14 protein-coding genes are annotated in these 12,368 nt (G+C 66.0%); 6 read left to right on the top strand and 8 right to left on the bottom strand.

What is annotated here, in order from left to right:
* Positions 1-62 precede the first annotated feature (62 nt).
* From ACEPA4_RS12985 to ACEPA4_RS12955, 7 genes are all read right to left on the bottom strand, one after another.
* A complete protein-coding gene (locus tag ACEPA4_RS12985; protein ID WP_065178659.1) occupies positions 63-488 on the bottom strand; it encodes a hypothetical protein in 426 nt (141 codons plus the stop codon).
* A gap of 106 nt (positions 489-594) precedes the next feature.
* Positions 595-1,200 (bottom strand): hypothetical protein, encoded by a 606-nt coding sequence (locus ACEPA4_RS12980; protein ID WP_065178600.1) that lies wholly within the window; start codon positions 1,198-1,200, stop codon positions 595-597.
* A gap of 29 nt (positions 1,201-1,229) precedes the next feature.
* Positions 1,230-2,117, bottom strand: a complete 888-nt coding sequence (locus ACEPA4_RS12975; RefSeq protein WP_053499448.1) for a GIN domain-containing protein — start codon at positions 2,115-2,117, stop codon at positions 1,230-1,232.
* Between the two features lie 25 nt (positions 2,118-2,142).
* A complete protein-coding gene (locus tag ACEPA4_RS12970) occupies positions 2,143-3,171 on the bottom strand; it encodes an ABC-2 transporter permease (protein ID WP_262090940.1) in 1,029 nt (342 codons plus the stop codon).
* Positions 3,168-4,043, bottom strand: coding sequence for an ABC transporter ATP-binding protein (locus tag ACEPA4_RS12965; protein ID WP_061480097.1), 876 nt, complete (start codon positions 4,041-4,043; stop codon positions 3,168-3,170). Before ACEPA4_RS12965 ends, ACEPA4_RS12970 begins: the two co-directional genes overlap by 4 nt.
* On the bottom strand, positions 4,043-4,402 hold the full coding sequence (locus tag ACEPA4_RS12960) for a GntR family transcriptional regulator (RefSeq protein ID WP_005417481.1): 360 nt from the start codon (positions 4,400-4,402) through the stop codon (positions 4,043-4,045). The genes ACEPA4_RS12965 and ACEPA4_RS12960 overlap by 1 nt, the downstream gene beginning before the upstream one ends.
* Positions 4,403-4,404: 2 nt before the next feature.
* Positions 4,405-4,641, bottom strand: a complete 237-nt coding sequence (locus ACEPA4_RS12955; protein ID WP_032954303.1) for a hypothetical protein — start codon at positions 4,639-4,641, stop codon at positions 4,405-4,407.
* A 364-nt stretch (positions 4,642-5,005) separates the two neighbouring features.
* Here ACEPA4_RS12955 and ACEPA4_RS12950 point away from each other — a divergent pair, with 364 nt between their 5' ends.
* From ACEPA4_RS12950 to ACEPA4_RS12925, 6 genes are all read left to right on the top strand, one after another.
* Positions 5,006-5,593, top strand: a complete 588-nt coding sequence (locus tag ACEPA4_RS12950; RefSeq protein WP_262090939.1) for a glutathione peroxidase — start codon at positions 5,006-5,008, stop codon at positions 5,591-5,593.
* 96 nt (positions 5,594-5,689) lie between these two features.
* Positions 5,690-6,667 carry an FKBP-type peptidyl-prolyl cis-trans isomerase gene (locus ACEPA4_RS12945; RefSeq protein WP_139727356.1) on the top strand — a complete coding sequence of 326 codons (978 nt, stop codon included), beginning with the start codon at positions 5,690-5,692 and terminating at the stop codon, positions 6,665-6,667.
* 23 nt (positions 6,668-6,690) lie between these two features.
* Positions 6,691-8,040, top strand: coding sequence for a UDP-glucose/GDP-mannose dehydrogenase family protein (locus tag ACEPA4_RS12940; RefSeq protein WP_374082870.1), 1,350 nt, complete (start codon positions 6,691-6,693; stop codon positions 8,038-8,040).
* Positions 8,033-8,275, top strand: a complete 243-nt coding sequence (locus ACEPA4_RS12935) for a SlyX family protein (protein ID WP_005410256.1) — start codon at positions 8,033-8,035, stop codon at positions 8,273-8,275. The genes ACEPA4_RS12940 and ACEPA4_RS12935 overlap by 8 nt, the downstream gene beginning before the upstream one ends.
* Positions 8,276-8,285: 10 nt before the next feature.
* A complete protein-coding gene (locus tag ACEPA4_RS12930; protein WP_139727353.1) occupies positions 8,286-8,966 on the top strand; it encodes a DUF2058 domain-containing protein in 681 nt (226 codons plus the stop codon).
* Between the two features lie 53 nt (positions 8,967-9,019).
* The gene (locus ACEPA4_RS12925; protein WP_164092712.1) at positions 9,020-11,092 is read left to right on the top strand and encodes an acyltransferase family protein; all 2,073 of its coding nucleotides are present in this window, start codon (positions 9,020-9,022) and stop codon (positions 11,090-11,092) included.
* 15 nt (positions 11,093-11,107) lie between these two features.
* Here the strand turns inward: ACEPA4_RS12925 and ACEPA4_RS12920 are convergent, their stop codons facing one another.
* Positions 11,108-12,295, bottom strand: coding sequence for an MFS transporter (locus tag ACEPA4_RS12920; protein ID WP_139727351.1), 1,188 nt, complete (start codon positions 12,293-12,295; stop codon positions 11,108-11,110).
* Between the last annotated feature and the right edge of the window lie 73 nt (positions 12,296-12,368).

The raw sequence follows: 12,368 nt of genomic DNA, 5'->3' as shown, positions 1-12,368 counted from the left end.
AGCAGCCGAGCATAGGCTCGGCTCTACAAGAGGAAACGCCGCCCTGGGGCGGCGTTTCTGCTTCAGCGACGGTCGGCGACGATGTTGCCGAACGTGTCGGTGTAATCCTTGAACTCGGGTATGCGCTGGACCAAGTCCGCCGGAATCACTTCCATGCCCTCCGGCGGCTGGATCTTCACCGGTTGCATGTTGGGATCGGCCGGGGCGGCGACCAGGGTGTTCTGGCGCAGCACCTGCAGCTTGCCGAACATCGTCTGCAGCATCTGCTTCTGCCCCTGGTCCAGCGGGATCTGGATCTCGTCCACCTTCATCGTGCCATCGCCGAGGATGATGATGTTCGGTGCCGGCGGGCGACGCACGGTCACCATGCCTTCGCTGACGGAAATCTTGGGCTTGCCGCGCTCGGCGCGGTGATTGCGGTAATCCTTGTCACAGCCGACCAGGCCCAGGCAGAGCAGGGCGGCCAGCAGCAGGAACAACTTCTTCATGGCATTCGGTTCGGGGGCGTCCGGGGCCGCCATTGTAAGCCGGTCGGCACGTGACGGCCGGCAGCGGGGCGCCGCTGCCGGCCGGGTGCGCTGATCTGTCACAGGCCTAGCGCTGGACCACGGTGTCCTTGCCGCAGTCGTCGACGTCACTCTGGTCCATTGTGGCGTAGGGCTTGAACGCGGGCAGCGAAGCGGCCAACGCCTGCTGGCTGGCCAGCATCGCCGGCATGCGGTTGCAGATGCGCTTGGCCTGGGCTTCGATCTTCTCCGCCTCGGCATTGATCCGCTTCTCGATGCCCTCGCTGTCGCCGCTGAAGATGCCCTTCAGGGCCTCTCCGGCAGCACTGGCGCCGAGCTTGGCACCGGCCAGGCCGACATCCATGCCGTCCATTGCAATGGCGACCACGTGGCCGCGGTACTCCTGCAGTTGGCGGCGCTGGGTTTCGTTGGCGGCCACTTCCTTGCCGGCGATCAGCAGGCGGCCATCCGGGGTGATCTCGGCACGCGGCTGCTTGTCGGCCGAGATCTTGATGTTGCCCTCGGTGATGTCCTTGCGGGCATCGTCCATGGCCTCCTTGACAGTCTGGCCGACGCCGCTGGTGGCCTCGGCGACGCTCTTGCCGATGGTCTTGTCGGGTGCGGAAGAAGTGCCGCCGCAGGCGATCAGCGGCAGGCACAGCAGGGTGGCAGGCAGCACGCGCAGCAGATTCATGGCAGTTTCCTCGATCGATCCGTTAGCGGTTACTTCTTACGGGGCAGGGTGACGGTGCCACTGACGTTGCGGTGGCCGACATCGCCGCTGCCGCTGTGGTCGACGGTCAGGCTGCCGCGCACGCCATCGACCTGGATGTCCCCCGAGCCGTGGCTGCGCACATGCACATTGCCGCCGATGTCGGACAGATCAACATCGCCCGAGCCGACCACACCGACCTCGACGTTGCCTTGCACGCGCTTGAACCCGATGTCGCCGGAACCGACCGTGTCCAGTCGTGCGTTGCCGCGGACATCGCTGATCTTCAGGTCACCCGAACCGACAGTGCCGGTGACCGCATCGCCACCGATGTTGCGCACCTTGACGTCGCCGGAACCCAGCGAAAGCAGGTTCAGCGAACTGCCGCCATCAATGTCCAGGTCGCCCGAACCCACCGCTGCGTGGATGCTGCCGCGGGTGCCACGCACGATGGCATCACCGGAGCCGACATCCACGCTCAGCGACTGCGCGTTGTCTACGCTGGCGTCGCCGGAGCCGACCTTCAGCTGCAGGGGCAGGTTGTCCGGCACGCTGCCACGGATGTCCAGCCAGGCGTAGCTGCTGCCCAGGCTGATGCCGCTGTCGCGGCCCTCGCGGCGCAGGCTCACCACCAGCTTGTCGCCCACCCTGCGCTGGTCCAGTACCAGCTGGTCCAGCCATTCCTGGCTGGACGCGCAGGCGCGGCCATCGAGCTGGCCAGTGCCCTTGCCGGCGACGACCTTCAGGTCGTGCTGGTTGACCTCGAGCACCACAGCCCTGGCACCGGCCACATCCAGCTTCAGCGTGCGGGCGGCGGTGAACTTGCAGTTCGGAGCATCGGCGGCCAGCGCCGACAGCGGCAACAGCAACAACGCAGAACAGGCGAGCAGGGAACGCATGGGTGGTGCCTCCGGGTGGATGGAATCAGATCTCGCCGGCGCGCTTGCGCAGACGGATGGCAAGGACGATGAACACGGCGCCGACGGCGGCGCCGATCCACAGTTCCGGCATCGCCAGTGACTTCAGCTGCGAGGCCGGCGACATCAGGCTGACCACCGATTCGAGGTCGCGACGCGTGCCTTCCTCGGCGCTGAGGCGATACACCAGGTCCGTGCCCGGTACGCCGCCCAGCAGCAGCCGGCCAACGATGTTCTGCCAGAACCAGCCCGTGGTCAGGCCGATCAGCGGCATCACCTTGGTCGTGCTGACGATGACGCCGGCGAACAGCGGCAGCATCACCGCCCACAGGAACGGCTTGCTGCGGGCCCAGGACGAGCACAGCAGCAGCCAGCCGGCGGTGGGCAGGGCCCACAGGGCGTAGACCGGGATCCAGGCCAGGTGGCCGGCGGCCAGGGTCAGCGGGCTGGCCGGGCCCCAGATCAGGGTCATTGGGCTGCCGCCGTGCATCAGCGCGACGATGCTGATCACCAGCATGAAGCCGAACATGGTGATGATGCCGGCGATCACCGCGATCAGCGGGGCCACGATCAGTGCGCTGATCACCTTGGACAGCACGGTCTGGGTATCCGACAGCGGCAGTGACTTCCAGAACAGGATGCTGCGGTCGCGGCGGTCGTCGTACAGGGCACCCAGGCAGTAGAAAAACACCACGAAGGCCAGTACCAGGAACGGCCAGGCCGAGCTGAGCACCAGGGTCAGGTCGAGGCCGTTGCCGAGGTCAGCCAGATCCTTGGCACTGATGTCGCGGGTCAGCAGGGCCAGGTCCAGGCCGTTGATGTTCACGTCTTCGCCGTCGATGTGCAGGCCACCATCACGCGCGGCCCGGTGCAGGGCGAACAGGCCGAAGGCGATGCCGATGGTGCTCATCACCAGCGAGATCAGGCCGGCGATCAACGGTGCATACAGGAAACCGCCACGGTTCTCCCAGTACTCGCGCTTGAGCAGCCAGCGCAGGGTGCCCATCGGGCTGACGGGGTGGTTGACGGCATTCATGCGTAGGTCCCCTTCATGATGGCGACGAACAGATCGGCCAGGCCCGGGCTGCGGGTCTCGCCAAGCGTGGAAAGCTGGGCGCGCGGCACGCCATCGAACAGCATCACGGTCTTGCCGAACGCCAAGCTGCGCTCGTCGATCGGCTTCAGCGCACGCGCGGTCTCCAGCTGGTCGGCGTTGACCAGCAGCTCGGTGTAGCGCTGGCCGACATCGTCCATGTCCGCGTCGAGCACGATGCGGCCATCACGGATGAACATGACGTCGCTGAGGATGTGCTCGATCTCTTCCACCTGATGGGTGGTGACGATGATGGTCTTCTGTTCGTCGAAGTAGTCCTCCAGCAGGCGCTGGTAGAACTCCTTGCGATAGAGGATGTCCAGGCCGAGAGTGGGCTCGTCCAGCACCAGGATGCGGGCGTCGATGGCCATCACCAGCGCCAGGTGCAGCTGCACGATCATGCCCTTGGACAGTTCGCGCACGCGCTGCTTCGGTTGCAGCTTGGTATTGGCCAGGAAGCGCTCGCAGCGGGCCCGGTCGAAGCGCGGGTGCACGCCGGCGACGAAGTCGATCGCCTCGCGCACCTTCAGCCAGCGCGGCAGCACGGCGACGTCGGCGATGAAGCAGATGTCATTCATCAGCTCGTCGCGATGCAGTCGCGGATCGCGGCCGAGCACGCTCAGGTCGCCTTCCACCGAGGTGAGGCCGAGGATGGCCTTCAGTGCGGTGGTCTTGCCGGCGCCGTTGGGGCCGATCAAGCCGACGATGCGCCCGCTCGGAATGCTGAAGCTGGCGTTGTCGAGGGCTACCGTGGTCCTGTAGGCCTTGCGCAGGCCTCGCGCGGTGATGACGGGTTCGCTTGCAGTGCTGTTCATCAGACGTTCCCCTGGGGCAGCAATTCGTCGAGGCTCAGGCCCAGGCGCTGAATGCGCTCCAGCACCGCGGGCCATTCTTCGTTGAGGAAGCGCTCGCGCTCGCTGCTGCGCAGCTGCGTGGCCGCCTGCTCGGTCATGAACATGCCCAGGCCGCGGCGCTTCTCGACCAGGCCTTCATCGGCCAGTTCCTGGTAGGCGCGCGAAACGGTGATGGGGTTGAGTTGATAGTCGGCGGCCACCTGGCGCACCGAAGGCAGGGCATCGCCCGGCTTCAGGATTCCGTCGAGCATCATGGCGATCACGCGCTCCTTCAATTGACGGTAGATGGGAGCGCCGTCGCTCCACTGGATGTCGCTCATATTCAGCTCCGTGGGGTCAGCGGCTGGGCGAACGAGAAATACGGCATGGACAGGGAGCTGTGCAGCCGACGCGGGGGAGGGGGGGAGGAATCGGCGTTCCCGGCCGGTGCAGCGGTTGCGTCCTGCGCACTGTCGGGAGAGGCGGGGGTGGTGGGCGTGGCCAGCCAGGCCAGCACGATCAGGGTCGAAACAGCAGCGGCCGCGGGTGCGGTGAGGTTGCGACGGATGCGGGCGTTCACGGCTTCCCCCTGTCTCAGGTGACTGGTGTTGTATGCAACTATAACACCGGCACGCCTGGGTGCAACCCCCTGCCGTCCCCAACTGATGGCAGGGGTGGTCAAATTGCTGAAATATCCTCTTATCCATTTGATTGGAAAGGGAAATAAATTTGATGTGCGGGCTGGTCCAGTTCCGCCTGCCATTCAGTGTTGTCCATGCTATGTCATCACTGCGCCGTCGTTGGCAAGGCCAGCGGGAAGACGCCACGCCGCGCAAAGCCGCTGGCGCTTGCCGCAACGGGGGGGCGGGGGGCGGTGCTATAGTTCGGCCGATTCCCGGCCGCTACCGGCCGGCCCTGTGAATGGCTACCGCGGACCGCTCTCGATGCCCCTGCCGACCGTTATCCCGCGCCGCCTGCGCGGCCTGTCCCTGCTGACCCTGCTGGTGGCCGGCCTGGCCGGTTCCGGCCATGTGCTGGCGGCCGATCTGCTGGACCTGGAGTACCGCCCACTGGCCAGCAAGCAGCAGGTCAACCTGCAGCAGCGCTACCACGGGCAGGTACTGCTGGTGGTCAATACCGCAAGCAAGTGCGGCTATACCCCTCAGTACGAAGGCCTGGAGGCGCTGCAGAAGCGTTATGCCGGCCGCGGCTTTGCCGTGCTCGGTTTCCCGTCCAACGATTTCAAGGGCCAGGAGCCCGGTGACGAAAAGCAGATCCAGGATTTCTGCACGCTCACCTACGGCGTCAGGTTCCCGATGTTCGAGAAGGTGCATGTCGTCGGTGCACAGGCCACGCTGCTGTACCAGAGGCTGACCGCGGCCACCGGCGTGGCGCCGGGCTGGAACTTCCACAAGTACCTGGTCGGCCGCGATGGCAAGGTCATTGCCCAGTTCGCCAGCAAGGTAACGCCGGACGATCCGCAGCTGACCGCCGCCATCGACAAGGCGCTGGCCGCAGCCGCCACGCATTGATATCCGGCACGGATGCCTCGACATCGACGGCATGCGTGCGACAATGTTTCTTTTCGCGCCGACGTCGGCGCCCAGACACTTCCAGGAATGCAGCGAATGAAGATGGGAATGCGCGGCGCCGCGGCGTCGGTTCTGATTCTGGCGATGGGCACTTCGGGTGTCGCTCTGTCGCAACAACCGGCTGCCCCCGCAGCCGTCAAGGAGACCGCAACCTTGAATTCCCCCAAGCAGAAGCTCGGCTACGCCATCGGCCTTGATGTCGCCAAGTCGTTCACCCCGATCGCCGATGAGATCGATGTGGCCGCGCTGCGCACTGCCGTGGAGCGTTCGTTCGAAGGCCTGCAGCCGCAGATCACCCAGGAACAGGCCAAGGCCACCGATGCCGCGTTGCGCCAGGTCGTGATGGCCCGCAGTGGCCAGCAGGTGCCGGGCATGGCGCCGGGTTCGCAGCCGCCGAAGGTCGATCGCGTCAAAGTGTCGCAGATGATCGGTTCGTACTCGGTCGGCCCGTCGCTGGCACAGCTGAAGGACGACATCGATGTCGCCTCGCTGTTTGACGCGATCAGCACAGGCCTGAGCAAGGGCCAGCCGAAGATGACGGAAGCTGACGCGACCGCCACCATCCAGGCCTTCATGGGCAGCAAGCAGGCCGAGATGCAGGCCAAGGCCGCCGCCGCTGCGCAGACCAACCGCGAGGAAGGCAACGCGTTCCTGGCCAAGAACAAGACCCAGCCGGGCGTGGTGACCACCCCGTCTGGCCTGCAGTACCAGATCATCCGCCCGGGTAGCGGCGAGCGCCCGCTGCCGAGCAGCAAGGTGCGTGTGAACTACGAAGGCAAGCTGCTCAACGGCACCGTGTTTGACAGCTCCTATGGTCGCCAGCCGGCCGAGTTCGGCCTGGACCAGGTGATCAAGGGCTGGACCGAAGGCGTCGCGCTGATGCCGGTCGGTTCGAAGTACCGCTTCTGGATCCCGGGTGAGCTGGCTTACGGTGAGAACGGCACCCCGGGTGGCCCGATCGGCCCGAACGCGACTCTGACCTTCGACGTCGAGCTGCTGGGCGTCCTGCCGTAAGCGACCACGGAGCCTGCACGGACATGCGCGTTGCGATTTTCGGTACCGGTTATGTAGGGCTGGTGACCGGTACCTGCCTGGCCGACGTCGGCCACCAGGTGGTCTGCGTCGATATCGACCGGGCCAAGGTCGATGGCCTCAACCAGGGCATCATCCCGATCTATGAGCCGGGCCTGGAACCGATGGTGAAGGCCAACCACGCGGCGTCGCGGCTGGCGTTCACCACCGATGCCGCGGCCGCGATCGGCCACGGCCAGGTCGTGTTCATCGCCGTCGGCACGCCGCCGGACGAGGATGGCAGTGCCGATCTGCAGTACGTGCTGGCTGTGGCCCGTACCATCGGGCGGCACATGAGCGTGCCGACCGTGGTGGTCAACAAGTCGACGGTGCCGGTGGGCACCGCCGACAAGGTGCGTGCTGCCATTGCCGCAGAGTTGGCGGCACGTGGCGCGGACATCGCCTTCGATGTGGTGTCCAACCCGGAATTCCTGAAGGAAGGCGACGCTGTCGCCGACTGCATGCGCCCGGATCGCATCATCATCGGCGCGACCAGCGCCGAGTCGGTGGCGGTGATGCGGCGCCTGTACGCACCGTTCAACCGCAACCACGACCGCGTGGTGGAAATGGACGTGCGTTCGGCGGAGCTGACCAAGTACGCCGCCAACGCGATGCTGGCGACCAAGATCTCGTTCATGAACGAAATCGCCAACATCGCCGAACGTGTCGGCGCCGATGTCGAGCAGGTCCGCCAGGGCATTGGCTCGGATCCGCGCATCGGCTGGCATTTCATCTACCCGGGCGCCGGTTACGGCGGCTCGTGCTTCCCCAAGGATGTGCAGGCGCTGGCCCGCACCGCGCAGCAGGCCGGCCTGGAGCCGAAGTTGCTGAACGCCGTGGAAGCGGTCAACGACGCGCAGAAGGGCCATCTGTTCGCTCTCATCCAGCGTCATTACGACAAGGGTGAAGACGAAGGTGTGCGTGGCAAGACCTTTGCCGTGTGGGGCCTGGCGTTCAAGCCGAACACCGATGACATGCGCGAAGCCTCCAGCCGTCGCCTGCTGGCGCAGCTGTGGGAAGGCGGCGCGACGGTGCGTGCCTACGATCCGGAAGCGATGCACGAGTCGCAGCGCATCTTCGGCGAGCGCGATGATCTGGTGTTCTGCAGCAGTGCCGACGAGGCGCTGCAGGGGGCCGATGCACTGGTCGTGGTGACCGAGTGGAAGCAGTTCCGCAGCCCCGATTTCCAGATGCTGCGCGAGCAGTTGAAGGACGCGGTGGTGTTCGACGGCCGCAACCTGTACGAGCCGGCGGATGTGGAAGCGGCGGGCCTGGCGTACTACGGCATTGGCCGGGGGCGCTCGCTGCATGTCTGATCTGCTGCCAACCGAACGCGAGCAGGCGCTGGAAGCGCGCCTGGTCGAACTGGAAATGCGCGTGTCCTTCCAGGAACAGGCGCTGGCCGAACTGAGCGATGCGCTGGCCGATGCCCGCATGCAGGGCATGCGCAACGCCGACGTGCTGCGCGTGCTGCTGGAAGACCTGGGCAAGGTCCGCAACGCGCTGAATTCTTCCGATCCGGCGAGCGAACCGCCGCCGCCGCACTACTGATCCGAATCCTATGAGCGATACCCTCCGCGACCAGCTGATGGGCCTGGGCTTCAAGCCTGCGCCCAAGCCCGAGCGCAAGAATGATGGCCCCCGCCGTGATGGTCGCCCGCAGGGCAAGGGTGGCAACGGCAATGGAAAGCCGCAGGGCGCTGGCAAGGGCGAGCACACGCCCGGCGAGCGTCGTGGACATGGCCATGGCGGCCCGGGCAAGCCCGGCCAGTCGCGTGGCCCGGGCCAGCAGGGCCCGCGCAAGCCGCGCAGCGCCGAAGAGATGGACCTGGCCAAGGCCTATGCCATCCGCGCGCAGAAGGAAAAGGAAGAGCGCATCGAGACCGAGCGCCTGAAGCAGGAAGAAGCGCGTGTGCGCCGCGAGGCCAAGGCCAAGCTGGAAGAACTGCTGAAGGACAAGAGCCTGAACTCGGAAGTGGCCGATATCGCCCGCCACTTCCCATATGGCGGCAAGATCAAGCGCATCTATGTGACCGCCGAACAGCTGACCGCGCTCAACGCCGGTGAGCTGGGCGTGGTCCAGCTCAATGGCCGCTACCTGCTGGTGACCGCCGAGGTGCTGGCGCAGTCCGAGGCGGTGTTCGCCGCATCGGTGGCGCTGAAGGTCGATCCGAACGCGCCGGCCGAGGAAGATCCGTACGCGGACCCGCAATACCAGGTGCCGGACGACCTGGTCTGGTAATGGACTGAGTTGCCTGCCACGCCCGCCGACGTGGCAGTTGGGGGAGGGGCAGGATGACGGCTGATGCAGGGCGCGGTTACGTACCGCACATCGATGGACTGCGCGCGATCGCCGTATTGGCGGTGATCGTGTTCCACCTGGATCCGGCCTGGCTCCCGGGTGGCTTCACCGGCGTGGACGTGTTCTTCGTCATTTCCGGTTTCGTGGTGAGTGCTTCGGTGCACCGCCTGCCGCCACTGTCGCTGGGGGCATCGATGCTGCGCTTCTACGCGCGCCGCATCCGCCGTATCGCTCCGGCCCTGGTTGCCTGCCTGATGGTCACCGCGGTGGCCAGCGTGCTGTTCATCCCCGAATCGTGGTTGAGCGAGGCCAGTGACAAGACCGGGCTGATGGCCTTCTTCGGCTTCAGCAACTGGGTGTTGGCCGCGGTGGGCAACGACTACTTCGCGCCCAAGGCCGAGTTCAATCCCTATACCCACACCTGGTCGCTGGGTGTGGAAGAGCAGTTCTACCTGCTATTTCCGCTGCTGTTCCTGGCCTGGGCACGGGGCGCGCGTGGGCGCTGGCTCAGCGTGGGCCTGTTCGCGCTGGTCAGCGTCGCATCGCTGCTGCATGCGGCGGTACTGGGCCTGCGCGAGGCCCCGCCTTCCTGGGCCTTCTACGCAACGACCACGCGGTTGTGGCAGCTGGGCGCAGGTGTGCTGCTGTTCCAGCTGTTGCACGTGCGCGCATCGCTCGATCCACTGACCCAGCGCTCGCTGGCCCGCAGCAGGTGGGTGTTCTCGCTGCTGGCCGCGCTGTCGCTGGCCCTGCTGGGCTGGGCGCTGTGGACGGCGCGCGCCGGGCATTCACCTTGGCCGGACGGCCTGCTGCCGGCCTTCGCGACGGCGGGCCTGCTGTGGGCCCTGCACAACCATCCGCAGGCCTGGATCGGCCGCGTGCTGGCCTGCGCGCCCATGCGCCGCATCGGCCTGCTGTCCTACTCGCTGTACCTCTGGCATTGGCCGGTGTTCGTACTGATGCGCTGGACCGTGGGCCTGGATACGCCGCTGCAGATGCTTCTTGCGATGCTGTTGGTGGGCGTGTTGTCCTGGCTGTCGTGGCGCTGGGTGGAACAGCCTTTCCGTGGCCCGTTGGCGCCGCGGGCGACTTCGCTGCGCTGGGTGGTGATGGGGGCGCTAGTGTTGGTAGGTGCCGGCGGGATCCAGTTCGGCCTCTATCGCGAGGCGCACTGGATTTCGTTGAGCACGGTCACCCGACATCCTGCCGACTGGTATCCGGAAGGTCGCGGTGCGGCGGCTGACTATCCCGGTTGCGAACTGGTGGCAGGCAAGCATCCGTTCGCTGGCGGCAATGCCCGCTCATTCGCGCGTCGCGCATGCGACCACGCGCGGGTCGAGGGTTTCCCGCAACGGATCTTCGTCGCCGGTGACTCGCATGCGATGGCATATACCGAACTGTTGAGACGCGTAGCCCTTGAGACGGGCGCTACCGTGATCCTGTACGGGCGCGGTGGTTGCCCGCAGGTAAGCCTGCAGCGATGGCGGGGGGCTGGTGGTGGCTGCAGCGACTACGATGCTGCCGTGCGCGCCGACATCCAGCACCAGGCACGGGCAGGCGATGCGGTAGTGCTGGTGTCGCTGCGCATGCCGCGCCTGTCCGACCAGTACATCCTCTTCGATGCTGCCGAGAAGCTGGCGGATGAACGATCGCCGCGTGCGGCTGAACTGCGCTCGGCCGAGGTGCCCGAGGAGATCGCGCTGTGGAAGCCTGTGGCCGAACAGGGCGTGCGTATCGTGCTGGAAGCGCCCAAGCCGGTATTGCCGGCACCGCCGTATCGCTGTTCAGACACCTTCAACGCCAGGAACGCCATTTGTCGCAATGGTGTCGACAGCACCCGCGCGGACATGGATGCGCTGCGTGCACCGATGCTGGGCAGCCTGCAGCAGGTGGTTGATGGCCTGCCCGGCGCAGTGATGTGGGATCCGCTGCCGGTGTTGTGCGATGCCACCCTGTGCCCGGCACAGCGCGATGGCCGGCCGCTGTACTTCGATGGCGATCACCTTAGTGGCTATGGCAACCGCGTGCTGCTGCCGTCGCTGCTGCAGGTACTGCGGCAGCACTGAAGCGGGGCAGAGCGCTCAACCCGTGCGTGCGCCGCTGCGCCGCGCACGGATCAACGGCAGGCTCAGCGCGAAGAAGCAGAGCAGGGCGCCAATCAGGGCGAAGCCGCTGCCGGCCAGGAACGCGGTGCGGCCGTCGTCGATCTTCCACAGTTGGCCGGCAATGAGCGCGCCCAGCACACCGCCGACACCGGACGAAAAGCCGTACAGCAGTCCTTGGCCGTGGCCGTTGAGACGACCGGGGAAGTAGGTCGCCAGCATCTGCATCGCTGCAGCGAAGAACGCGGCAAAGCCCAGCGCGTGCGCGGTCTGCGCCAGAAGCATCACCGGCAGGTTCTCCGGGAACAGTGCGGTCACGGCCCAGCGCAGGCAGGAACTGACCAGCGCGATCAGCAGCATCCAGCTGGCGTCGTAGCGGCGGAAGAAGCGGCCGATGGTGAAGAACACGCCCACTTCGAAGACCACGCCGATGGTCCACAGCAGGCCAAGGGTGGAGGTACGGTAGCCGTGATGGTCCATGTAGACCGAAAAGAACGTGTAGTACGGGCCGAACGACAGCTGTTCCATGAAGGCGGCCAGGAAGAACGCCAGCACCGGCGGTCGGCGCACGATCTGCCAGAAGCCGCTGGTGTCACCCGCAGTCTTGCCGATGCCGCGCGCGTAGTGGTTGCTGAAGGCCGAGGCAACCAGCAGCACGAACAGGGGCAGCATCATCCACGGCAACAATCCGGCGTGGTTGCCGGCGCCATCGCCTTCGATCAGCCAGCCGAACAAGGTGACCACGGCGATGAAGCCGAGCGAACCCCAGACCCGGATCAACCCGTAGCGGTGGCTGTCGTTGCCCAGGTGGGTGAGGGTGATCGACTCGAACTGCGGCATCACCGCGTTGTAGAAGAAGCAGAACACGATCATCGCCGGGTACATCCACGGCTGCGGCAGTGGCAGCAGGAAGGCAGCGAAGCTGAGCAGGGTCAGCACGCAGCCGACGCGCAGCAGGCGGATCGGCCGCGGTGATGCGGCCGCCAGCGAGGTCCAGGTACTGGGTGCGATCACGCGGGTGGCGTACCACAGGCCCATCATCACGCTGATCGCGGTCACGCTCATGCCGCGCGCGGTCAGGAACAGGCTCCAGTACGGCGTGAACGCGCCGAGCGCCGCGTAGTAGAACAGGTAGAAACTTGAGAGGCGGGCAACGGGAACGGTCATCGCCGAATGATGAAGCAAAAAAGGGGACGGAGGGGATTAAGTCGCTAATGCACAAACGACTTAATCCCCTCCG

Source organism: Stenotrophomonas sp. P2112, assembly GCF_041897515.1.
GTDB classification, from domain to species: Bacteria; Pseudomonadota; Gammaproteobacteria; order Xanthomonadales; family Xanthomonadaceae; genus Stenotrophomonas; species Stenotrophomonas sepilia.
The sequence above is the reverse complement of the archived record's forward strand: the minus strand, read 5'-3'. Positions and strand labels throughout refer to the sequence as shown.

Excerpts from the sequence above, each read along its gene's own strand:
- ACEPA4_RS12985 (WP_065178659.1), bottom strand. The coding sequence starts at position 488 with ATGAAGAAGTTGTTCCTGCTGCTGGCCGCCCTGCTCTGCCTGGGCCTG.
- ACEPA4_RS12980 (WP_065178600.1), bottom strand. The coding sequence starts at position 1,200 with ATGAATCTGCTGCGCGTGCTGCCTGCCACCCTGCTGTGCCTGCCGCTG.
- ACEPA4_RS12975 (WP_053499448.1), bottom strand. The coding sequence starts at position 2,117 with ATGCGTTCCCTGCTCGCCTGTTCTGCGTTGTTGCTGTTGCCGCTGTCG.
- ACEPA4_RS12970 (WP_262090940.1), bottom strand. The coding sequence starts at position 3,171 with ATGAATGCCGTCAACCACCCCGTCAGCCCGATGGGCACCCTGCGCTGG.
- ACEPA4_RS12965 (WP_061480097.1), bottom strand. The coding sequence starts at position 4,043 with ATGAACAGCACTGCAAGCGAACCCGTCATCACCGCGCGAGGCCTGCGC.
- ACEPA4_RS12960 (WP_005417481.1), bottom strand. The coding sequence starts at position 4,402 with ATGAGCGACATCCAGTGGAGCGACGGCGCTCCCATCTACCGTCAATTG.
- ACEPA4_RS12950 (WP_262090939.1), top strand. The coding sequence starts at position 5,006 with ATGCCCCTGCCGACCGTTATCCCGCGCCGCCTGCGCGGCCTGTCCCTG.
- ACEPA4_RS12945 (WP_139727356.1), top strand. The coding sequence starts at position 5,690 with ATGAAGATGGGAATGCGCGGCGCCGCGGCGTCGGTTCTGATTCTGGCG.
- ACEPA4_RS12940 (WP_374082870.1), top strand. The coding sequence starts at position 6,691 with ATGCGCGTTGCGATTTTCGGTACCGGTTATGTAGGGCTGGTGACCGGT.
- ACEPA4_RS12935 (WP_005410256.1), top strand. The coding sequence starts at position 8,033 with ATGTCTGATCTGCTGCCAACCGAACGCGAGCAGGCGCTGGAAGCGCGC.
- ACEPA4_RS12930 (WP_139727353.1), top strand. The coding sequence starts at position 8,286 with ATGAGCGATACCCTCCGCGACCAGCTGATGGGCCTGGGCTTCAAGCCT.
- ACEPA4_RS12925 (WP_164092712.1), top strand. The coding sequence starts at position 9,020 with ATGACGGCTGATGCAGGGCGCGGTTACGTACCGCACATCGATGGACTG.
- ACEPA4_RS12920 (WP_139727351.1), bottom strand. The coding sequence starts at position 12,295 with ATGACCGTTCCCGTTGCCCGCCTCTCAAGTTTCTACCTGTTCTACTAC.